The sequence below is a fragment of the Streptomyces sp. NPDC048521 genome, from assembly GCF_043199855.1.
Taxonomy (GTDB): domain Bacteria; phylum Actinomycetota; class Actinomycetes; order Streptomycetales; family Streptomycetaceae; genus Streptomyces.
This window is the reverse complement of the sequence record NZ_JBICWR010000002.1, coordinates 334,197-355,858: the sequence shown is the minus strand read 5'-3', so window position 1 is coordinate 355,858 and position 21,662 is coordinate 334,197. Positions and strand designations below refer to the sequence as shown.

The window sequence follows — 21,662 nt, the reverse complement described above, 5'->3', positions numbered from 1 at the left end:
GGCCCGGAGGGAGGCGCTGCGCGCCGAGGCGGCGGAGCCCCGGCGCGAGCGGCAGGCACCCGCGCGTCCCGGCCTCTCCACAGCGCGCACCTCGTCCGCGCCCGGGCAGGAGACCCGGGCCGCCCAGGCCAAGGCCGCCCAGGACATGCGGCACTACTTGGCGAACGCCTTCCGCATGCCCACCTGGACGGAAACTCCCGACCAGACGCAGGAACCCGGCCCCGACACGCCGACAGCCCCCGCCCCGACCCCCTCGACCCCGGCCCCCGCCCCCGCCCCGTCGGAGTCCGCCTCCTCGACCCCGGATGTCGCGCCCTCGGCCCCGGCGCCTTCCGCTGCGGCGCCTTCGGCCTCGGACTCCCACCTTCCGGTACCTGCGCCTTCGGCTTCCGGCTCCTCGGCGTCTGAGTCCACCACCTTGCCTTCGGCTTCGGCTTCCGGCTCCTCGGTCTCGGAGTCCACCACCTTGCCCCCGGAGTCCACCCCCGTGCCCCCGGCGCCCGCTGCCTCGGCCTCAGCCCCCGAACCCACCCCTCCGTCCCCCGGCCCCACCCCTCCGGCGCCCGCGCCCGCCCCCTCGAACCCACCGCCCGCTCCCTGGACCTCGGCCCCCGTGCCTACATCCCCGGCCCCCGTGCCCGCGGCGCCCGCACCCCCTGCCTCCGTGCCCGCACCCCCTGCCTCCGTGCCCGCACCCCCTGCCTCCGTGCCCGTGCCCGCGGCGGCCGCCCCCGTGGCCCCTCACGTGCCGAGCACCATGGCCGCCCCGCACCGGGACACCGAACTCCGCCGGACTTTCCCGGCGTTCCGGACCCGCGAGACGCGTGCCGAGGGCGGGGCGTTCGCCGGGACCTGGTGGGGCAACGCATGGGTCGAGGCACTGGAGGAGGGCGCGCTGGATCGGAAGCGGCTGGTGCGCGGCCGTGGTTACGCCGACCAGGGGCATGTCGACGCCATCACCGTGACACCGGGACTCGTGCTGGCGTACGTGCGGGGGAGCCGGCCGCGCCCGTACCGCGTGCAGGTGCGGGTGCGCACGCTGGCGGACGAGGACTGGGAGCGGTTCCTGGACGCGGCCGCCGACCGGCCGGGGCACATCGCCGCGCTGCTGGACAAGGAGCTGCCCCAGTCCCTCGCGGACTGTGGCGTCCCCCTGCTGCCCGTCCCCGGCGATCTCGCCCCCCGGTGCAGCTGCCCCGACTCCGGCCACCCCTGCAAGCACGCGGCCGCCCTGTGCTACCAGACGGCACGCCTGCTCGACGCCGACCCGTTCGTGCTGCTCCTGCTGCGCGGCCGGGGTGAGAAGGACCTGCTCGAAGCGCTCTCCCGCCGCAGCGCCGCCCGCGCGGCCCGCGCCGCACAGGAGCGGCAGCCGGAGTCCCTGCCCGGAGTGCGCGCCACCGAAGCACTCGCGCCCCGTCACCTCCCGCCGCTGCCCCCGCCGATGCCGGTGCCGCCGCACCCTGAGCAGCCCCCGGTCTATCCGGCGGCCCCCGGCGGTCCCGACCCCTTCGCGCTGGACCAGCTCGCGACCGACGCCGCCGTTCGCGCGCACGCGCTGCTCGGCACCGGGCACGACCCCGTCGGCGAGTTGACCCTGTGGCAGGACGCGGTGCGTCTCGCCGCGGCCCGCCCCGGTTCCGGACTGACCGCGGCCACCCGGACGCTGTACTCCACGCTCGCCGCGGCCGCCGGCCGCACCCCGGCCGACCTCGCGCGGGCCGTCGCGGCCTGGCGGCAGGGCGGCCCGGAGGGGCTGGCCGTCCTGGAGGAGCCGTGGGACCCGCCCGCCGGCCGCTTCGACCGGGCGCGCCCGCTGTTGCTCGCCGCCGACCTCCCGGCGTTCCGCCCCTGGTGCAACCGCCTCACCCACCCCCGCGGCCACGTCCAGCTCCGCCTCGGCCGCGACGGCCTGTGGTACGCCTACGAGTCGGAGCCCGGCCAGGAGGACTGGTGGCCCCGCGGTACCCCGGACCTCGACCCGGTGGGCGCACTGACGGGCCTCGGCACACCGGACGACGTCGAGTAGACATCCGCCTCTTCGCCCCGGCAAAGGCTGTCACAAAGGAGGACAGCCTGCGCGGGTGGGACCTTCCCCCAGCGGCAGAGTGAGTGCCGGGCTGCCCGCGCGGCCGTGGCGGTGGAGTGGGAGGAGGCCGTCAAGGACGCGGTGACCGTACGGCGGTCGCGAGGAGGCGGAGCAGTCGTCCGCCTGATCGTCTGGGCACCTAGGGCTCCTTTTCCGGGGATCATCTGTCGGTTTCGAAAGTTCGGACACCATTCGGAAAGTCGGGCTGGGCACGGATACCAGAGAGGTGGCCGATCATGTCAACGGCGTCCGCGAAACCGGCCTCGCTCCGGCCGATCGGGAACTTCCCTGGCAGCTTCGGCTCGTCGTACACGACGGTCATGAGCGACTCGACGAACAACCTGTTCGAGGCGGTGCAGGTCTACAAGGTTCAGGGCCAGAACCAGTACCTCATGATCGTCGAGGCGATGGGCGCGAATGGGCGCTACTTCCAGTCGTTCACGGCCTCCAGCCTGAGCGGTTCGTGGACCCCGCAGGCCGGCAGCGAGAACAACCCCTTCGCGGGCAAGGCCAACAGCGGCGCCACCTGGACCAACGACATCAGCCACGGTGACCTGGTCCGCAACAACCCCGACCAGACCATGACCATCGACCCCTGCAACCTGCAGTTCCTCTACCAGGGCAAGTCCCCCACCGCGGGCGGTCCCTACGACCAACTGTCGTGGCGGCCGGGCGTCCTCACCCTGCGGCGCTGACCTGCCTGATCCACGGTGATCGCGATCTGGTGGGGTCAGCCGACGCGTGGACGATCGGTTCACGGCCCGGGCACCTCCACCTGCTGACCGATACGCACGAAGAACCCCAGCCGTGCGTCGGCTGGGGTTCCTCTCTTGTGCGGACTTTCACCGTGGGTACGCACCGAGCACTGCGACGCCACCGGGGATACCGCTCGCAGGCGATGATGTGCCGCGAATTCCGCAGTCGTCGACCCGCCGCACGAAGGCACTCCCCGGTGCGACATACTCTCCCGATGAGTTCACGCACTTCCCCGGTCAGCCAGCCGATCACGATACGGAGGGCCGTCGCGCGGGATGCCAAACGGCTCACGCGGCTCGTGCGTGGCTCAGGCGCCTACCAGGGTAAGTACGCAGCCGCAGTCGCGGGCTACCGGGTCGGTCCTGATTACATCGAGGCCCACCGCGCCTTCGTAGCCGTCGGCGCCGACGAGCACGGAGGCCGGGTCCTCGGGTTCTACTCGCTCGTCCTCGCTCCGCCGGAGCTCGACCTGCTGTTCGTCGCCGACGAAGCGCAAGGACGGGGTATTGGACGGCTGCTCGTCGCGCACATGCAGTCCGAGGCCCGCGCCGCCGGACTCGACCGCGTCAAGGTCGTGTCGCATCTTCCGGCCGAGGACTTCTACCACCGCGCAGGTGCGGTGCGGACCGGGACCGCGCTCGCGAACCCGCCCGCCGTGCCGTGGGACCGTCCCGAATTCGAGTTTCGCATTCCTTCGGAATGACGCGATGTGCCGCTTCGCAGGACACCGGCTTCGCCTGCAGGGCGGCCGGCATGCCGGAGCCGCTGGACGCCGCGCGCTCCGTGTGTGCCGTCGTCTGCCTTGGCGGGGGGTTCGCCCGCGCCGGCGGGCCTTCCCCGGCACCGACACCTGCGGCACCGCAAGCCCGTCGCGGCCGGCCGTGAACTCCGCCGCGCGGTACGGGATCTGGGCTTCAAGGCGCTGCCGGTGGTGCCGTGGCTGCGGGGCTGGCCGCCCAACGACCGTCGCTCTTACCCGCTGTACGCCGAATGCGTCGAACTCGGCATCCCGTTCTGCACCCAGGTCGGCCACACCGGCCCGTTGCGCACCTCCGAGACCGGGCGCCCCATTCCGTACCTGGATGACGTGGCACTGGACTTCCCCGAGTCGACCATTGTCGCCGGGCACATCGGTGATCCCTGGACGGAGGATCGATCATCCAGCCCTGGCCGGCGGCGGCCGGCACCTCCCGTTCGCGGTCGCCGGGTCAGCTCGTGCCACGACGGGCCGCCGGTCGCGACGGCCCGGACAGTGCCGACCGACCCGGACCGCAGGTGTGCGCCGTCGGCGGCGGCGGTCACCGTGACCGCCGCCTGCGGGGCCGCGGCCGGAACCGGGACCGTGCGGCCGGGCTGTGGCTCAGGCGTCGATGATGACAGGGATGATGAGGGGCTGGCGGCGGTGGGTGCGGAACGCCCAGTTCGCCACGGCGCGGGCGACGAGTTGTTCGAGTTGACGCGCGTCCCCGACGCCTTCCTCGGCCGCGGTGGCCAGGGTCTTCTCGATGACGGGGATGACCGGCTCGAAGGTGGTGTCGTCGTGGACGAAGCCGCGGGCCAGGAAGTCGGGGGCCTCGGCGAGGGCGCCGGTGTCCGCGTCGACGATCGCCACCACCGTGACCACGCCTTCGGCGGCGAGGGTGAGACGGTCCTTGAGGGACGCTTCGGTGGCACCGCCGACTTCCATGCCGTCCACGTAGACGTTGCCGGCGGGCACCTTGCCGGTGATGGACGCGCGCCCGTCGACCAGGTCGACGACGACGCCGTCCTCGGCGATGACGACCCGTTCGGGGTCCACACCCGTACGGATGGCGAGGTCGCCGTTGGCCCGCAGGTGGCGCCATTCGCCGTGCACGGGCATGACGTTGCGAGGCTTGACGATGTTGTAGCAGTAGACGAGTTCGCCGGCGCTGGCATGCCCGGAGACGTGCACCTTGGCGTTGCCCTTGTGGACCACGTGGGCGCCCCACCGGGTGAGCCCGTTGATCACCCGGTAGATGGCGTTCTCGTTGCCGGGGATGAGGGAGCTGGCGAGCAGGACGGTGTCGCCCTTGCCGATGCGGATCATGTGGTCGCGGTTGGCCATCCGTGACAGCGCGGCCATCGGCTCGCCCTGGGAGCCGGTGCACACCAAAGTGACCTTGTGGTCCGGGAGCTTCTCCAGCTCCTTCGTGCTCACGACCAGACCGGAGGGCACCTTCAGATACCCCAGGTCACGGGCGATGCCCATGTTGCGGACCATCGACCGGCCGACGAAGGCGACCTTGCGGCCGTGCTGGTGGGCGGCGTCCAGGACCTGCTGGATGCGGTGCACGTGGCTGGCGAAGCTGGAGACGATGACCCGGCGCGGCGCGGTGCGCATCACCTGCTCGATCGCCGGGTTCAGCTCACGCTCGGAGGTGGTGAAGCCGGGTACTTCGGCGTTGGTGGAGTCGGTGAGGAACAGGTCCACGCCCTCCTCGCCGAGGCGGGCGAAGGCGCGCAGATCGGTGATGCGGTCGTCGAGAGGGAACTGGTCCATCTTGAAGTCGCCGGTGTGCAGCACCAACCCGGCCCGGGTGCGGATCGCGACCGCGAGGCTGTCGGGGATGGAGTGGTTGACCGCCACGAACTCGCAGTCGAAGGGCCCGAAACCACGCCGGTCACCCTCCCGCACCCGCACCGTGCGCGGCCGGATTCCGTGTTCCTTGAGCTTGGCCTCCAGGAACGCCAGCGTCAGCTTGGAGCCGACGACGGGAATGTCGGACCGCTCGCGCAGCAGGTACGGCACGCCGCCGATGTGGTCCTCGTGGCCGTGGGTGAGTACCACGGCCACGATGTCGTCCAGCCGGTCCCGGATCGAGGTGAAGTCCGGCAGGATCACGTCCACGCCGGGCTGGGTCTCCTCGGGGAACAGCACGCCGCAGTCGACGATGAGCAGCTTGCCCGCGTGCTCGAAGACGGTCATGTTGCGGCCGATCTCACCCAGGCCGCCCAGGGCGATGACCCGCAGCCCTCCTTCAGGAAGGGGTGGGGCGGCTTTCAGTTCGGGGTGCGGATGACTCATACCCTGACGGTACCCGGAGAGCCGGACAGGTGAGCCATTGGGTGATCTCCTTTCCCGGCGGAGCGGGACACCCGCAGTTGGTGCCTCAGCATGATCGGATCATGCCGGCGGCCGGAACAGGGAGCGGTGAAAGCACTACCACCTTCCGTGGCCGAACCGTTCGCCCGGGGCTGGAGAGATCTCGTGCACCCTGTCGTGTTTCCCGGCGTTCCGCTGCCTTCCGGTCGGCCTCGGCACTGGTCCACTCGGAGTAGTCGAGACGCGGGTGCCGTCGGCGCAGAGGAGCAAGTGGGCTGAGAGGGCCCCGAGGCAGCTCCCTTCGCCGGGCACACGGATGACGGTGTCCCCGAAGCACTCGCCGCCCCCGCCCGCCATGCCGGAAGCCGATGTGGTGCCCCATGAACTCGACGACGAGGTCGCGCGGGGGCGGCTCGGCGGTGGTCTCCAGCCGGGCCCGGGAAGTCGAAGGCGACGTCCGTGACCGGCCGCAGCGACCGCTGAGGCCGACGCGGGTGCCGGGCGGCTTCGCGGGGCGCGCGGGGGGTGAGCATCCCGCCCGCGATCACGCACAGGGCGAACCGACGGCCCGGGCATGCGCTCACCGCCGCTGAAGCATCGAGGGTGAACGTGGACTCTTCTCGCCGACTTCGTGGCGGCGGCCCGTTGCGGTCAGCTGACGGGGGAGGAGGCCGGCAGGTCCTGGTCGGCGGCCCAGGAGGCCAGGATGCGCAGCCGTTCGTTGGTGGGGGAGCCGGGCGCGGCGGTCCAGACGGTGAGGTGCTGGTCGGGGTCCGTGTTGGCGGTGAGAGTGTCCCAGTCCAGGACGAGTTCGCCGACGACGGGATGGTTGAGGGTCTTCGTGCCCACGGTGCGGGCGGCGACGTGGTGTTCGCCCCACCATCGGGCGAACTGCTTGTCCCGCAGGGACAGTTCACCGACCAGCTCGATCAGGCGGGGGTCCTCGGGATACTTCGCGGCCTCCATGCGCAGTTGGGCGACGGCGATGTGCGCGGAGCTCTCCCAGTCGGCGTACAGGGTGCGCATGGCTGGATCCGTGAAGATGATCCGCGGGTAGTTGCGATGCTTTTCCGGGAGTCGGGAGAAATCGGTGACCAGGGCGGCGGCCAGCGCGTTCCAGGCCAGGACGTCCCCGCGCCGACCCTGCACGACGGCGGGAGTGGCGGTGAGGTCGTCCAGGACCCGCTGCAACTGTGGCTGAACCTTCTGCCGGCCGCGGCGCCGAGTGCGGGTGGTGGTCTTGCCCGCCAGCTGGAAGAGGTAGCCGCGCTCGTCGTCGTCCAGATGGAGTACGCGGGCGAGGACATCCAGCACGGGCGCCGACGCCTGCATCCGGCCCTGTTCGAGGCGGGTGTAGTAGTCGGTGCTGATGCTGGCGAGCTGAGCGACCTCCTCGCGACGCAGCCCCTCCACCCGGCGGGGCCTGTCGGACTCGGGCAGGCCGACCGTGCGCGGGCTCAGCTCCGAGCGGCGCTTCTTGAGGAATTCTCCCAGCTCATTGAGGGGAAGGTTGGCGGTCATGCTTCACAGCATGGCACCGATCGCACCTGCGCAAGGGGGGCGAGTTTCCTCCCAGGATATTTCTCTCCCGGGAGACTTCTCTCCGCTTTTCGCGCCTGCCGTCGCGCGTGAGTCTTGAAGCCGTCACGCCGGATCCGGCCCGACGCCGAACACAGCAGCCCCGACGTCCTGGCCCAGCGTCTGTACGACATCCACCAGCGGCGTGACGGCTTCCGCCACTATCCCGAGCCCCTGCCCGACCAGCACAGGACGATCCCGTGAACCCCGCGCCCCTTCGCACTCTCGCCCGCGTGGTCCCCGCCGCCGTGCTGCTGCTGGCCGTGACCGCCGCCTGCACCGACGATGCCCCGTCCTCCTCGGCCTCCGAGCCCGCGTCGCCGCAGGCTTCGTCGGCTCCGGCCACCACCTCACCCGGCAGGACAACCGCCATGAACATCCGCCTGACGATCAACGGCCACCGCATATCCGCCACCCTGAACGACAGCCCCACCGCCCGCGACTTCGCCGCCCAGCTCCCCCTCACCCTGCCGCTGCGCGACTTCCACCAGGCCGAGAAGATCGCCGACCTGCCGCGAAAGCTGTCCACCTCCGGCGCTCCGGAGGGCGCCGACCCCGAAGTCGGTGACCTGGCGTACTACGCGCCCTGGAACCAGCTCGCCACCTACTACCGCGACGCCCCGTACGCGGCCGGCCTGGCCCCCCTCGGGCACATGGCCGACGGCGGCGCCGAGCAGCTCGCCACCGCCGACGAGATCACCATCGAAGCCGCACCCTGACCCGTCCCACCGCTCGCCCCCTCACGAAGGGGGGAGGAGATCCTCCCCTTTTCGTCCGGTTCGCCGTATGGAACCGTCGAAGACGTGGCCGCGCCGTCCACTGTCCGCCGCGACGGCTTCAGCCGCCACCGTGATCCCCCGTTTTCCACGCAAGGAGATACCACACGTATGCCTTCCGCATCCGGGACCACCCCCGGCAAGCTTCCCTTCGTCGTCTGGGTGCTCGCCGCCGGCACGTTCCTGATGGGGACCACCGAGTTCGTCGTCGCCGGCCTGCTGCCGGAACTGGCCGGTGACCTCGGAGTCAGCGTCTCCCACGCCGGCCTGCTGATCACCGCCTTCGCCATCGGCATGATCGTCGGCGCGCCGACCATGGCCATGGCGACCCTGCGCCTTCCCCAGCGCCAGACGCTGATCCTCGCCCTGTCCGTGTTCTGCCTGGGACATCTCGTCGCCGCCCTCAGCACCTCCTTCACGATCGTCCTGGCCGCCCGGGTTGTCACCGCCCTGGCCACCGGGGCGTTCTGGTCCGTCGGCTTCGTCGTCGCCACCACCGCCGCAGGCCCGCACAACGCCACCCGCGCCACGGGCGTCATGATCGGCGGCCTGACCCTGGCCAACGTCGTCGGCGTGCCGATCGGCTCGTTCGCCGGCTGGCGCGGCCCCTTCTGGGCCCTGGCCGTCCTCTCCGGGCTTGCCGCCGTGTTCATCGGCCGCTTCATCCCCGCCCAGGAGCAGCGGGCGGACGTGTCCATCCGGGCCGAGGTCCGGGCTCTGCGTCACGGCCGGCTGTGGCTGGCACTCGGCGCCGCGATGCTGATCATGGGCGGCGTCCTGGCGACGTACACCTATGTCACGCCGCTGCTGACCGACCGAGCAGGCGTCCCGACAGACGCCGTACCGCTCGTCCTCATCGCCTTCGGTCTCGGCGCCCTGGGCGGCACCACCACGGGAGGCCGCCTGGGCGACCGGCGTCCGATGGTCACCACCATCACGGCCGCCGCGGCCACCGCCCTGGTCCTGCTCCTGATGATCCCGCTGTCCGGCAACCCGGTGACGGCCACCCTCCTCGTCCTCCTCATGGGGCTGACCGGCTTCACCGTCAACCCGGTGGTCACCGCCCTGGCCATGCGCTTCGCGGGCGACGCCCCCACCCTCACCTCGGCGCTGACCACCTCCGCCTTCAACACCGGCATCGCCGCCGGCTCGGCGATCGCCGGCACGGCCCTGGACTCCTCCCTCGGCCTGACCGGCCCGCCCCTGGTCGGCACCGTCATCGCCGCCCTCACCCTGCTGCCCCTGATCGCCCTCGCCGTCCACGGCCCGTCCCACAAGGGCCGGATCGTGGCCCGGAGCAGCGCTCCCACGCAACGGCGGCGCGACGAACCCGCGGAGGTGCCGTCGCAGCACTGACTCAAGCCCAGGTCCGCGTACTGCCGACGACGTACCAGTAAGCGAGAGGACTCCACACATGACGGTGAGCAGCACGGGCTTCGCCGGAAAGGTGGCCTTCGTGACCGGAGCCGGCTCCGGCATCGGTCGCACCACCGCCGTCGCCTTCGCCCGAGCGGGCGCCCGCGTCGCCCTCGCCGACCTGTCCCCCGACGGTCTCCGAAAGACCGCACGGCTCATCGAGGAAGCGGGCGGACAGGCCCTGGCCCTCTCCTGTGACGTCACCAGCGAAGACGACGTGCGGTCCGCGCTGGACGACACCGTCCAGGCGTTCGGACGACTGGACGTCGCCTTCAACAACGCCGGCGTCGAGCAGCCGGTCAAATCGGCCGCGGACATCACGAAGGACGAGTGGGACCGTGTCATCGGCGTCAGCCTGACCAGAACGTTCCTGTGCATGAAGCACCAGATCCCCTGCGGATCCGGCGAGTCCTCCCCGGCGCCCACTCGGCGCATCTTCATCGCCACGAGTACCGCGGTCGGCGGCGCGGTCCTCGCGGGAAGCGTCGTCGGAGGGACCTCCCTCATCGGCGCGGAAGAGGCGACGGCCGCCGAGCGGCCGCCGTCCAGCCGTGTCTCCCTCACGATCAACGGCACCCGCCGGACCGTGACGGTCGACAACCGCACCTCACTGCTGGACCTGCTCCGCGAGCATCTCGGTCTGACCGGCTCGAAGAAGGACTGCAACGCCGGGGCCTGCGGTGCGTGCACCGTGCTGGTCGACGGCCACCGGGTCAACGCCTGTCTGACGCTCACCGCCCGGCTGGAGGGCGCCGAGATCACCACGATCGAGGGCCTTGCAGACGACGGCGAACGCCGCCGTGCGGTGGGGTCGGCGGGTAAGACAGTCGCCCAGCCGGAAGGTGACCGTGCGCAGCGTCGGCTCCGTAACCCCCGGCGCCTGCAACAAGGTCCGCCGTCAGGCGATCGAACCGGCCGTCGAGGACCGCGAGTCGCCGCTGTACGGGGTGGCGGCCGGCGATGTAGTGGTACGCAACGGATGCGCTCCGCCGGCAGCCTGGCCCCCGGTCCGGCTGCCGGACTTACCGGGGCCGCCGCCGCGTGACGTTTCCCCGGCGTCGCGGCGGCGGCCCGCTCACCTTCCGATCCTGGTCCCGCCGTGGAGCATCGAGCAGCTCACCGGGCAGATCTGCCGACGCGGCCCTGCACCGCATCGTGTTCACCCGGCTGCGCCACGATCCGCGCACCCAGGCGCCGCACCCAGGAGGGCAGGACCCGACGTGAGATCATCCGATGCCCCGAGCGGTATGCCGCCCGAGAGGTCTTCCACCTGGTCAGGACGGTACCCAGCGTCCCCCCGTTTTAGGGGCGTCCGTGATACGTGAGAGGGCCTGTGGCGTGAGTGAGACACCCCCGAACACCCTGCAATACCGCTTTGACGGGCCGGAAGACGCCCCAGTCCTGATCCTGGGTCCCTCACTGGGTACCACCTGGCACAGGTTGTAGTTGGCGTCTTGTGGTGTCCAGCTGGTCTCGGGCAGGAGCGTTTTTGCAGGTCAGGTCTTTGTGTCCAGGTGCGTCGACGCAGTCGGTGACACCCGTGTGACAGCAGGGTGAGAGGTGAGGGACCCCCGTCGGCCGGCTCCGGCGGGGGTTTCTGTGTTCGGGGACGGCCCTGGTGTGTGGTGTTCGACGCGGTCTTGGTGTGCTCCGGCGCGCCGTTCTCGACCCCTGGCGAGCGTCCCCATGACGCTGAGCGCAACCGCCACGATGAGCAGCACAAGAAACCGCACCCCGTCAGCCTCCGGGCGTCAGCGGCGGGCAACACGTTGTCCGCCGTCAACGTGCACGGCGGACTCATCTCTCGGCCCTGCGGGTCGGCGTTCGTCTCAGCTTCGTCACTCGCGAAGATCGGCCGAGTGGATCACCACCTTCTCTCCGTGGCATGTGGCGGTGACGCAACGGCCCCGGCGTATACACACCGGGGCCGCCCTTCCGGGTCGTTGCACGTGAGAGTGCACCGGCCCACTCACCAGGGTATGCCCAGGATCCCATTTCGGTCATATGGCAGGACATGGCCGTCATGCGGCCAGCCGCAGCCCTGAGCCGGTGGGTGTGACGGCCGCCGCCCCACACCCACCCCTGGCTGGAAGCAGGTCTGCGTCATCATCGGCCCCCCTGTCGATCCTCACGACGTGTGGCGTCGGCAGGAGGGCCCTTCGGCACGGCGGCACGTGGGCTCTTACGGGTCCGCCGACGGATTCCCGGTAGGGCATCGCTGTAGCGGAACGCCCCGATCCTTTCGGCATGCTGCACATTGAGCCGGTGGATCAGGAACATGCCCGCGATGATCACGAAGAGGATCACGGCGACGGTGACGGCCGTCTCCACGTCTTCATCTCCTCACACGAGCCGAGCGGGCAGGGCCGGGTGGAGGTCCGCCTGGTCTCCGCGGACCCCGACGCGTCGCGGACGCGCTCCGGCTGCTGTTCACCGGCGATGAACAGCGCAGCTATCCCGGCCCCTCGGGAACCGGGACGCGGCTGCACCTCACACTGGACGCCTCGCGTGCCGCCGGTCCGCTCGGCTCCTGGCTCGACTCGAGCAGACCGGCCGCCGATCGCACCCACCAGGGCGAGACCGCCTGACGGCCCCGCCGCCCACTCTCCACGTCCTCACCAGCCCAAGCCCCTGTAGCTCCCGTATCCACCGTCCGTGCGACTCGCATCCGCTCTCAGCGATGCCGTTACGCACCCACGTCGAAGCGGCGCAGCCCAAGACCCCGGCCGCACTGTCGTCACCGAGCTCTCCGTATCGCTACGGCACGTCTGTATGCGGCCAGTTGCGGGGACTTGGGGATGCCCACGGCGGCTGGTTGTTCCGCAACGACCCCACGCCGCGACGCTTCCCCACACTCGGCTTCGCTCGCGCGGGGGGACCCCATCGCTCCCGATCTGCTGGCCGACCGTGACATCCGGGCCGTGTCCCGGGCCTTCACGGCCCTGTGTGTGCTCGCCCTCGCTCTGCCCTTCGCCGTGGGGTGGCTGATCTGCGGCAGCTGGGTGTCCGCCCTGACCGCCCTGCTGTGGGCGGGACTTGTCCGCATCGCCCTGCTCCGCCACGTGACGTGGAGCGTGAACTCTCTCTGCCATGTGATCGGTGAGCGCCCGTTCCGTACCCGTCGTCACGACCGCGCCACCAACCTGTGGCCCGTGGCCCTGATCTCGTTCGGCGAGAGCTGGCACAACCTGCACCACAACGACCCCACTTGCGCCCGGCACGGCGTCGACCGCGGCCAGCTCGATCCGTCCGCCGCCTTGATCCGCTTCTTCGAATGCCTGGGTTGGGTCAGGGACGTGCGCTGGCCCACCCCGGACCGTATCGCCGCCCGCCGCGTGTGAATCCGAGCGACCGCATCCCCTTGAGGAGTTTCCATGACACTCGCCCCACCGCCCCCGCTCTCCTCGACGTCCGCCGTCCGCCTGCGCCTGGTGTCCCAGCCGGCACAGCGCCACATGGCCCGGCGCATCGACGGCGCCTGGTGGCCCCAGTCGCCCGATCTGGCGTCCGAACTGCCCGGGCTGCTGGACGTCCTGCCGCACGCGTGGGGACAGGTCACCAGCGTCCTCGTGGATGAGGCCATATGGTCCCCGTTCCCGGGCCGGCTGCTCGTCGCCAACCAGGTCGTACGCCTGCGCCGGACGACCACCCAGCGCTCCCCGTCCACCGTCTGCCTGCTGGCGCCCGGCCGCGGCCGGTGGGACCTGCTGGTGGTGCCGCCCGCCGCCACGGACGCGGAGGCCGGGCGGCTTATGGAGAGTATGGCCGCCGTCGTGCAGGACAGAGTGGGCTTGGAAGTCGCAGTCCGTTGACGGTGGCCTTCGGACCACCCCCGAGCCCGCACTCTGGGTACGGGCCTGGGGGTGTTGTCACCGGACCCGGCTGGGGAGGCTCCACGTGCCCGGCCCTGGACCGGCCGCGCTACCCGGACGGGGGTCCGCTCGGACCGTCGACGGAGTACGCTGGTGTTACCGAGGGTATTTCGTGCACCGGCTTCCAGTCGCTGTCACTTTCGGCGATTTGATCACGCCGGGCCGGTTTCGGTCGGCCCGGAGCAGGGTTCGCGTCATGACTGCGACCGTTTCCCCCACGCCGATCCCCGGAAGTATGCCCTGCTCCACGTCACTCCGGATCTCTTGCGCTCCCCTCGGTGCCTCGCCGACGGCCGTGCCCGATCCGCTGTCGGGGCTGATCACCGGGGGCCTGTTGAACCGCGGGTACTGGTCGGCCGCCCCGGGTGCTGGACTCTTCGGTGGGCAGGTGCAGCCGACCCCGGTCTCGGCCCTTTGGCTGATGGCCGCCGGCCGAGACTGCCTGCGCACCTCGCACGTGAACCGGTTGATGGCGGAGGCGGCGTTCCTGCGCACGATGTCGGAGACCGAATCGGCCGTTCAGGCGGCCTGGGACTCCGAGGAAGACCACGAAGTCCGCGATCCCGCGGCGCGCCCGCAGATCCCGGCCGTTTCCGCTCCGCCGACGGCGAGGTGAGGGTCGTGCGCACTCCAGCGACCACCAGGGCCACAGCCGGCGGAGCCCGGACCGGCGTACCGCAGAGTTCTCCCGACTGAGCCGGGCCGACAACACACCAGAGCCTCAAAAGCAGCCCGGGACCCCAGCCGCACCTCAGACGACAGGCCGGGGTCCTCCCGCGCCATGCGCTTCTTGGACCGCTCGGGTCCGGGACCGTCATCGACGTAAGGAAAGTGAGAACCATGGGTGTTCTGATCACCGTGTTGGTGGTGTGTGCCGTGGCCGGGTTCGTCCTGCTGGCCCTGAGCGTGCGCAACGTCCAGCAGTACGAGAAGGGCGTGGTGTTCCGTTTCGGGCGGCTGCTGCCGGACATCCGCGGGCCGGGCCTGCGTGTCATCCGGCCGATCGGGGACCGGATGCGGAAGGTGTCCGTGCAGACCGAGGTCCTCGGCATCCCACCACAAGGGTCCATCACCGCCGACAACGTGACGCTCACCGTCGACGCGGTCGTCTACTTCAAGGTCATTGACCCCGTCAAGGCCCTGGTGAACGTGCGCAACTATCCTGCCGCCGTGTCCCAGATCGCCCAGACGTCGCTGCGCTCGGTCATCGGGAGGGCTGACCTGGATACGCTGCTCTCCGACCGTGACCACATCAACGCGGAACTCAAGAAGGTGATGGACGCCCCCACCGAGGAGCCCTGGGGGCTGCGCATCGAGCGCGTCGAGATCAAGGACATCGCCCTTCCGGAGTCCATGATGCGCTCCATGTCCAAGCAGGCCGAGGCCGAGCGGGAACGGCGCGCGCGGGTCATCGCGGCCGACGGAGAGTTCCAGGCGTCCCAGCGGCTGACCGACGCCGCCGCGACGATGGCCGACACTCCCGGAGCACTCCAACTGCGGCTGCTGCAGACCGTGGTGGACGTCTCCGCCGAGAAGAACAGCACCCTCGTGATGCCGTTCCCCGTGGAGATGCTCCGCTTCTTCGACCACCAGAGCAGGGAAACCGACGGCGAGTTGGCCGGACGGCGCGTGCACCGGACCGCCAGGCGCCCCGCGCTGTCCACCAGTGCCGTGATCCCCGAGCCCGCCACCCCCGCACCGGCCCTCACACCGTCGGTCTCCCTGCCCGGAGAGCGGGCCGGCAGCCGTGCGGAGGTGGCCCGGGAGCGGCGGGACAACTGGCCGACGCGCCGGGACGCCGAGGAATCACTGAGCGGTTGACTGTTCCGGGCCGCCCGGGGTGACGTGATCGTCTCGGTGCGGTGGTGCCGCTGACGGCCCTGGTGACAGCGTGTCACCGGGGTCGCAGCGGTCCGGGGTGGCTGAAAGCGGCCGGCACGCCGTTGGATGCGATGCCGGAGGGTGCGGTGGCGTACCGGGTGGAAGCGCGGCCTGTGCGTCGGCCCGGGTGTAGAAGACGTGCTTGGCGCCCTCGATCAGTACCAGGTAGAGCACGACCATCAGGGCCAGGGCGAGAACGAGTCCGAGCGGCAGGGACCGGAAGCCGAGTGGTCCCGCGAGCGGGCACATCGGCAGCGCGACACCGACGGCGACGACACCGATGGCGCTGACCAGCAGGCGGTGGCTGGGCCGGCTGCGTGTCGAACGGGACACCCGTCCCCGGGTAGAGCGCCTGCCGGGCAGCCTCCCGACGTCCTGCCTCCGTGAAGCCCAGCCTGGCCTCTTGATCACCCAAACGATCGGGATTCCGCGACCTTCGAAGTGGCCACTGCTTTCGCCGCAGGCGGAGCGGTGCCGCAGTCGGTTCGGCCCCTCACCATGTCGATACGATGCTGGACCCCTTCCGAGCGGCGTCCTACGGGAAGCCGCGTACGTCGTCGCGCCCCTGAGAGCCCCGGTGTGGCAACTCTTCCTGAGACGTCACACTCCGAGTGAATCAATATCTGCGCCCGGGGGATCAGATTTTGGCACACTGCACAGTGGGAGTTTTTGTCGCGAAGAGCAGAGTGAAATATTCCAACACGCACGGGCCGTTCCGGCGTGCTACTGTCGATCCAAGTTGCAGTTGTGGTTCCCAAGACTTCAAGTGCCCCCACCAGCCTTCTGCCGGTCGGGAGCACTTCTGTATTTCCGGTCATTTCCGGGCGGGATAATCATCGCGGCGACACGGCGTCCGCGCAGTGCGGACGCCGATGCACTGCCCCAAAGGAGATATGACATGGCTGCTGGTACCGTGAAGTGGTTCAATGCGGAAAAGGGCTTCGGCTTCATCGAGCAGGACGGTGGCGGCGCCGACGTGTTCGCCCACTACTCGAACATTGCCGCGCAGGGCTTCCGTGAGCTGCTCGAGGGCCAGAAGGTGAACTTCGACATCGCGCAGGGCCAGAAGGGCCCGACGGCCGAGAACATCGTTCCGGCCTGACGCTCACGCGCAATCCGTAGCTGGGGCCCGCATCCCTCGGGGTGCGGGCCCCAGCTGCACGCGTATCCCGCAGCGGCTTTCACCCGCGGGACGCCCCGGAGGAATCCGCAGTACCACCACAAGCGGTTCCTCCCTCGGGACGCAGACGCATCCTGAAGCGCTGCCCCGCAGCCGACGCCCGGATCGCGAGGTCCCCATCGCGTCACCCATTTCAGCACCTGTGCCCACGGATGTTTCCGCCGGCCGGCTCTGCTTTCTTCTTTCACTGGTCCATACTTGTAATTCTCCATGCCGTTCATCGCAGTGGGAATTCCTTGATATGTGCCCCATCGAGGAAGGTTCCGCATGAACCGCACGTACACGAACGACCGCCCCGCCCGCACCCGTGACGGCCGTGCCGACGCCGGAAGGGGCGGCAGCGGCTACGGCTCGCAGGCACCGCGTCGTACCGGCGCCCCCGTCCGCTCCGGCGGTTACGGCCGTCGGCCCGCCGCCGTGCAAGGTGAGTTCGCGCTGCCCAGGACGATCACCCCCGCACTGCCCGCTGTCGAGGGCTTCGCCGATCTCGACATGCCCGAGCAACTGCTGGCCGAACTCGGCAGGCAGGGTGTGACCGCACCGTTCCCGATCCAGGGAGCGACGCTGCCGAACTCCCTGGCGGGCCGTGACGTGCTGGGCCGCGGGCGCACTGGTTCCGGCAAGACCCTCGCCTTCGGCCTCGCCCTGCTCGCCCGCACCGCTGGTCAGCGTGCTGAGTCCCGCCAGCCGCTGGGGCTGATCCTCGTACCGACGCGTGAGCTGGCACAGCAGGTGACCGACGCGCTGACCCCGTACGCCCGCTCCGTGCGGCTGCGGCTGGCCACGGTGGTGGGCGGTATGTCGATCGGCCGGCAGGCCAGTGCGCTGCGTGGCGGAGCCGAGGTGGTCGTCGCGACCCCGGGCCGGCTCAAGGACCTCATCGACCGCGGCGACTGTCGGCTGAACCACGTGGGCATCACCGTGCTGGACGAGGCCGACCAGATGGCCGACATGGGCTTCATGCCCCAGGTCACCGCGCTGCTCGACCAGGTGCGCCCGGAGGGGCAGCGCATGCTGTTCTCCGCCACCCTGGACCGCAACGTCGACCTGTTGGTACGCCGCTATCTGACCGACCCCGTCGTGCATTCCGTCGACCCGTCGGCCGGTGCGGTCACGACGATGGAGCACCACGTCCTGCACGTCCACGGCGCCGACAAGCACGCCGCCACGACCGAGATCGCCGCCCGCGACGGCCGCGTGATCATGTTCCTGGACACCAAGCACGCCGTCGACCGGCTGACCCAGGACCTCCTCAACAGTGGCGTACGGGCCGCCGCGCTGCACGGCGGCAAGTCGCAGCCCCAGCGCACCCGCACGCTGGCGCAGTTCAAGACGGGGCACGTCACCGTGCTGGTGGCGACCAATGTCGCGGCGCGCGGCATCCACGTCGACAACCTCGACCTCGTCGTCAACGTCGATCCGCCGACCGACCACAAGGACTACCTCCACCGCGGCGGCCGTACCGCCCGGGCCGGGGAGTCCGGCAGCGTCGTCACCCTCGTCACGCCGAACCAGCGCCGCGGCATGATGCGCCTCATGTCGGACGCGGGGATCAGGCCGCAGACGACCCAGGTCCGCTCGGGAGACGAGGCCCTGAGCCGGATCACCGGCGCCCAGGCCCCGTCCGGCATCCCGGTCGTCATCACCGCACCGGTGGTCGAACGCCCCAAGCGCAGCGCCACCTCCCGAGGCCGACGCCGCCCCACCTCCGCGACCAGGCGCACCCCCGTACGCCAGTCCGGCTTCGGCGCGGTGGCCTAGAACCTTCGTGATCAGGAAGCCGGCCCATCTCTGCAGGAGGCACCCTTTGACGCCGGTTCAGACGCAACCCCGCCCGGCGGAGGCCAACCCCGTGCACTCGACGGTGGCTGAGGTCATGGACCCGGCCGGACCGCAGGTCTGTGACGACATGAGCGTCGAGGTGGCGCTGGCCGTCATGGCCGCCACCCGCACAAGTCGGCTGGTCGTCTGCGACCAGGACGGCCAGTGCACCGGCTTGGTCACCCGTACCGAACTCGCCGCCGTCCGTGACAGCTCCGACTACACGGACCGTGTCCGCCTGCGCGACATCCTCGGCGACCACGGATCGTCCACCTCACCCGTGACCACGATGGCCGAAGCCGAGCACGAGATGCGCTCCCGTCGGCTCGGTGTCCTGCCGGTGGTCGACGAGCAAGGCAGCGCCCTGGGCATCCTCGCCCTCTCCCGCTGAAACGTCTCGCCCCCGGTCGGACCGTTCTTCCCTTCTCCCTGTGAGGCCACATGCGCTGCGTCATCGCCCGCTTCCCCTTCGAGCTCACCAGGGGCGGAGTGCTGGAATCGATGAAGAGCATCAAGCCCGAACGGGTCACCGGAGAATCGGTGATCATCGGCCGCCGCCACTACCCCCTCAAGCAAGTCGGCCAAGTCATCACCCGCCAGGACCGCCGTGACTTCAGCGCCGCCGAAGTCCTGCGGGCCATGACTCAGCTCGGCTTCACCTGCCGCGCTGTTCCCAAGACAGCGCCCCCGGGCGTTCTCAGCCCGATGCAGCGCGCCTCCGCGATGCTCGGCACCCCCGTCACGGTCTGACCGGGTAAACGACACGAGCCGTCGCCTGACCAGCAGTGTGGGCCCGACCGGTACGCCGGTCGGGCCCACAGCGTGCAGCGGGTTCCCGTCGCCGTCGCTCAGTGGCCGGAACAGATGAAGTCGCCCACGGTCCAGGCGCTGAGTTCCTCGATCGCAACCCGGTATCGCCCACCCCGTCTCGGGGCCCCCAGGGTGCCCTGCGGGATCCGGGTGACATGGAAGTGCAGACGCGTGGGCGGCCCGTCCTTGCTTCGCGGGGGAGCCGAAGACGGCGGTGAATCCGTCCAAGCGGGGGAAATTCGTCAGTACATCCGACCCCCTCTGCCTTCACGTGGCCGCGAGAGCCAATCGACCGGTGATGACAGCGCCACCGGTGACCACGGTCAGGGACTCCGATCGCTCTGGTCGCACTCCACCCGGGGCGCCGACGTCAGCGAGCAACTCGTCAGGCTGCGACATGAGGCGGACCATGTTTGTCGGCCATCCGGCTGCTTGACCGCTGACGCTACGGGCAAGGAAGGCGCTCATTCCGGGATCGTCGAGGGGGACGCGGGGCCTCCTGCCACGCCTCCTGCCACGCTCGTCAACGGCCGAGCTGAGGGGCGTCCGTCCCGGCCGGTGGAGTTCTCCACGAGACGCAGTGTTGGCCGGAGCCCGCCGACAGTAGCCGCGGCCGAGTCGGCGACGTCACACTCAGCCCGACGTGCCTGCGCGGCGGGGGATCCCTGCGCGCCGGACTGAGCCTCGGAGCTGCTTGAACCAGCCATGGACCGGTCGAGGCGGGTCACCTTGTCTTCGAGCGCACGGAAATCTATGTCAGTCAGAGTAGACTTTGTGGTGTCGACCGGGTTATGTTTCTCTCGTAGTCGAGATCGAAGAGGCCAGGCAGAGATGAACTGCCGGCCAGCAGTACCGCAGTTGCAGTTCGCAGGACGGTGCGGTGGTGGAGTTCCGAAGCCAGGGCGGTTGCAGGACGGCGACGGGACTGACGACCGGACCGGGTGGCCCGCAGTGATCAGGGGCCGCCATGAGCAGTACCGCAGTGGCAGTACCCGGCAGTGAATGAGCAGTGCCTCGGTGAAGGCGTCGGCTGCGGGCGCGCGCACCGGGAGGTTCGGCAGTGGGTTCCAAGCCAGAGCAGACGCAGGACGGGCGACGGGGCCGACTGCCGAAGGGTGGCGCTGTTCGAGGACCACCAGCAGTGTGCGGTACCAGCAGTTCGCAGTTTCCGTTAGTGAGTAGTTGCTCAAGAGGGAAGAACGGAGGAGCCGAGCGCCATCAGGATCGCCCGGGCGGAAGTCTTGGCCCCGGGTACCGCAGGACATCGATAGTGAGGTGGTCTCCGGTCAGGCAACCGCGATCCCCGCGCCCCCGACAGCTTCTCGGTCGGGTCTGCGGAAACAGAGGGCCGGTGCAGTATCAGGGCCGGCAGATGGTGTAGTAGTTCCTTCGGGGCCCTGGTGCCAGTACGGCGCCAGGGCCCCTCCACGCGTTCCACAGAGAGGTGCAATGACAGCAGACGACACGTTCGGCCGTCTCGATGACGACGATTACCCCGCCTACACCATGGGCCGGGCCGCCGAGATGCTCGGCACCACCCAGGGCTTCCTGCGCGCCATCGGGGACGCCCGCCTCATCACCCCGCTGCGCTCCGCGGGTGGTCACCGCCGCTACTCCCGCTACCAGCTGCGCATCGCCGCGCGCGCCCGGGAACTCGTCGACCACGGGACTCCCATCGAGGCCGCCTGCCGCATCGTCATCCTCGAGGACCAGCTCGAGGAAGCCCAGCGCCTCAACGCCGAATACCGCCGCGCCACCGAATCGGCGAACCCGACCGCAGCAGCGTGAGGTGAGCGTGCCCGTCAGCGTCGACGGGCACCGCACCCACGACCGGTGTGCGGTGTGATCGTTTCCTATGGTGACGCGGTGTGTGGGCGTGTAGCGTCTGCGTCAGCTGTCGTGGTTCGGAATTCCCTCTTGCTCACGCCTCTGGTGTGAGCGTTTTGCTGTGCCTGCCGCAGGGACCAGGGCGATCACCTCCGTCTGCCACATGGAGTGGGAGGCGTTCATCGACTGGAAGGCATCAGACATGGCAACGGGAACTGTGAAGTGGTTCAACGCGGAGAAGGGCTTCGGTTTCATCGCCCAGGACGGCGGCGGCCCGGATGTCTTCGCGCACTACTCCGCGATCAACTCCACGGGATTTCGTGAGCTCCAGGAGGGCCAGGCCGTGACGTTCGACGTCACCCAGGGCCAGAAGGGTCCGCAGGCCGAGAACATCAACCTGGCCTGACCTTCCAGACCTGCCCGGGGGACCGCGCACACTACGTCCGGTGAGCGCAGCCCGTGCGGGCTTTGCCGCCTTACCGGGCGAAGCGCCTGCTCTCATGCCGGGCGTGCATAGGATCAGGGCCGCGCAGCCATTGCTGCGCGGCCCCCTGTTGTGTTGAGGCGGAGGCGGGTGCGACCTCGGCCCGAA

At 70.2% G+C, this 21,662-nt stretch carries 18 protein-coding genes and 6 pseudogenes; 19 read left to right on the top strand and 5 right to left on the bottom strand.

Going from position 1 to position 21,662, the window contains the following annotated elements; genetic code table 11:
- The first annotated feature begins 145 nt into the window (after positions 1-145).
- The 4 genes and pseudogenes from ACGFRF_RS06040 to ACGFRF_RS06025 all read left to right on the top strand — a co-directional run.
- A complete protein-coding gene (locus ACGFRF_RS06040) occupies positions 146-2,029 on the top strand; it encodes an SWIM zinc finger family protein (RefSeq protein WP_393737678.1) in 1,884 nt (627 codons plus the stop codon).
- 332 nt (positions 2,030-2,361) lie between these two features.
- A pseudogene (locus tag ACGFRF_RS06035) lies at positions 2,362-2,784 on the top strand (non-reducing end alpha-L-arabinofuranosidase family hydrolase); the annotation flags it as partial.
- A gap of 275 nt (positions 2,785-3,059) precedes the next feature.
- Positions 3,060-3,548: a GNAT family N-acetyltransferase gene (locus tag ACGFRF_RS06030; RefSeq protein WP_393737386.1), complete on the top strand. Its 489-nt coding sequence runs from the start codon at positions 3,060-3,062 to the stop codon at positions 3,546-3,548.
- A gap of 6 nt (positions 3,549-3,554) precedes the next feature.
- Positions 3,555-3,983, top strand: a pseudogene (locus tag ACGFRF_RS06025) (amidohydrolase family protein); the annotation flags it as partial.
- 222 nt (positions 3,984-4,205) lie between these two features.
- On the opposite strand, the gene ACGFRF_RS06020 reads toward ACGFRF_RS06025, so the two are convergent.
- Together ACGFRF_RS06020 and ACGFRF_RS06015 are read right to left on the bottom strand one after the other, a co-directional pair.
- Positions 4,206-5,891, bottom strand: a complete 1,686-nt coding sequence (locus ACGFRF_RS06020) for a ribonuclease J (protein ID WP_393737385.1) — start codon at positions 5,889-5,891, stop codon at positions 4,206-4,208.
- 669 nt (positions 5,892-6,560) lie between these two features.
- On the bottom strand, positions 6,561-7,430 hold the full coding sequence (locus ACGFRF_RS06015) for a helix-turn-helix domain-containing protein (RefSeq protein WP_393737384.1): 870 nt from the start codon (positions 7,428-7,430) through the stop codon (positions 6,561-6,563).
- A gap of 132 nt (positions 7,431-7,562) precedes the next feature.
- Between ACGFRF_RS06015 and ACGFRF_RS06010 the strand changes: the two are divergent.
- From ACGFRF_RS06010 to ACGFRF_RS05990, 5 genes and pseudogenes are all read left to right on the top strand, one after another.
- A pseudogene (locus ACGFRF_RS06010) lies at positions 7,563-7,691 on the top strand (dehydrogenase); the annotation flags it as partial.
- Complete coding sequence (locus ACGFRF_RS06005; protein WP_393737383.1) at positions 7,688-8,206, top strand: cyclophilin-like fold protein; 519 nt, start codon at positions 7,688-7,690, stop codon at positions 8,204-8,206. The pseudogene ACGFRF_RS06010 and the gene ACGFRF_RS06005, both read left to right, overlap by 4 nt.
- Positions 8,207-8,374: 168 nt before the next feature.
- Positions 8,375-9,619 carry an MFS transporter gene (locus ACGFRF_RS06000; protein WP_393737382.1) on the top strand — a complete coding sequence of 415 codons (1,245 nt, stop codon included), beginning with the start codon at positions 8,375-8,377 and terminating at the stop codon, positions 9,617-9,619.
- 58 nt (positions 9,620-9,677) lie between these two features.
- Positions 9,678-10,064, top strand: a pseudogene (locus ACGFRF_RS05995) (SDR family NAD(P)-dependent oxidoreductase); the annotation flags it as partial.
- Positions 10,056-10,472: pseudogene (locus ACGFRF_RS05990) on the top strand ((2Fe-2S)-binding protein); the annotation flags it as partial. The pseudogenes ACGFRF_RS05995 and ACGFRF_RS05990, both read left to right, overlap by 9 nt.
- A 1,313-nt stretch (positions 10,473-11,785) precedes the next feature.
- On the opposite strand, the gene ACGFRF_RS05985 reads toward ACGFRF_RS05990, so the two are convergent.
- On the bottom strand, positions 11,786-12,010 hold the full coding sequence (locus ACGFRF_RS05985) for a hypothetical protein (RefSeq protein ID WP_393737381.1): 225 nt from the start codon (positions 12,008-12,010) through the stop codon (positions 11,786-11,788).
- A gap of 590 nt (positions 12,011-12,600) precedes the next feature.
- Here ACGFRF_RS05985 and ACGFRF_RS05980 point away from each other — a divergent pair.
- From ACGFRF_RS05980 to ACGFRF_RS05965, 4 genes are all read left to right on the top strand, one after another.
- A complete protein-coding gene (locus ACGFRF_RS05980; protein WP_393737380.1) occupies positions 12,601-13,020 on the top strand; it encodes a fatty acid desaturase in 420 nt (139 codons plus the stop codon).
- A gap of 33 nt (positions 13,021-13,053) precedes the next feature.
- Positions 13,054-13,491, top strand: coding sequence for a DUF5994 family protein (locus ACGFRF_RS05975; RefSeq protein WP_393737379.1), 438 nt, complete (start codon positions 13,054-13,056; stop codon positions 13,489-13,491).
- Between the two features lie 355 nt (positions 13,492-13,846).
- Complete coding sequence (locus ACGFRF_RS05970; protein ID WP_393737378.1) at positions 13,847-14,167, top strand: hypothetical protein; 321 nt, start codon at positions 13,847-13,849, stop codon at positions 14,165-14,167.
- A 224-nt stretch (positions 14,168-14,391) separates the two neighbouring features.
- Positions 14,392-15,372, top strand: coding sequence for a slipin family protein (locus tag ACGFRF_RS05965; protein WP_393737377.1), 981 nt, complete (start codon positions 14,392-14,394; stop codon positions 15,370-15,372).
- On the opposite strand, the gene ACGFRF_RS05960 is transcribed toward ACGFRF_RS05965, so the two are convergent.
- Entirely contained in the window at positions 15,358-15,765 is a 408-nt protein-coding gene (locus ACGFRF_RS05960) for a hypothetical protein (RefSeq protein WP_393737376.1), read from the bottom strand. The genes ACGFRF_RS05965 and ACGFRF_RS05960 overlap by 15 nt on opposite strands.
- A gap of 565 nt (positions 15,766-16,330) precedes the next feature.
- Between ACGFRF_RS05960 and ACGFRF_RS05955 the strand changes: the two genes are divergently transcribed.
- From ACGFRF_RS05955 to ACGFRF_RS05940, 4 genes are all read left to right on the top strand, one after another.
- Positions 16,331-16,534 (top strand): cold-shock protein, encoded by a 204-nt coding sequence (locus ACGFRF_RS05955; RefSeq protein ID WP_003973099.1) that lies wholly within the window; start codon positions 16,331-16,333, stop codon positions 16,532-16,534.
- A gap of 345 nt (positions 16,535-16,879) precedes the next feature.
- The gene (locus ACGFRF_RS05950; RefSeq protein WP_393737375.1) at positions 16,880-18,373 is read left to right on the top strand and encodes a DEAD/DEAH box helicase; all 1,494 of its coding nucleotides are present in this window, start codon (positions 16,880-16,882) and stop codon (positions 18,371-18,373) included.
- A gap of 46 nt (positions 18,374-18,419) precedes the next feature.
- On the top strand, positions 18,420-18,824 hold the full coding sequence (locus tag ACGFRF_RS05945) for a CBS domain-containing protein (protein WP_393737374.1): 405 nt from the start codon (positions 18,420-18,422) through the stop codon (positions 18,822-18,824).
- Between the two features lie 50 nt (positions 18,825-18,874).
- Positions 18,875-19,183, top strand: a complete 309-nt coding sequence (locus ACGFRF_RS05940; RefSeq protein ID WP_393737373.1) for an SCO5918 family protein — start codon at positions 18,875-18,877, stop codon at positions 19,181-19,183.
- 98 nt (positions 19,184-19,281) lie between these two features.
- Here ACGFRF_RS05940 and ACGFRF_RS05935 read toward each other — a convergent pair.
- Positions 19,282-19,642: pseudogene (locus ACGFRF_RS05935) on the bottom strand (hypothetical protein).
- Positions 19,643-20,692: 1,050 nt separating this feature from the next.
- Here ACGFRF_RS05935 and ACGFRF_RS05930 point away from each other — a divergent pair.
- Positions 20,693-21,031 (top strand): MerR family transcriptional regulator, encoded by a 339-nt coding sequence (locus tag ACGFRF_RS05930; protein ID WP_361994512.1) that lies wholly within the window; start codon positions 20,693-20,695, stop codon positions 21,029-21,031.
- Between the two features lie 241 nt (positions 21,032-21,272).
- A complete protein-coding gene (locus ACGFRF_RS05925; RefSeq protein WP_030052720.1) occupies positions 21,273-21,476 on the top strand; it encodes a cold-shock protein in 204 nt (67 codons plus the stop codon).
- Positions 21,477-21,662 lie beyond the last annotated feature (186 nt).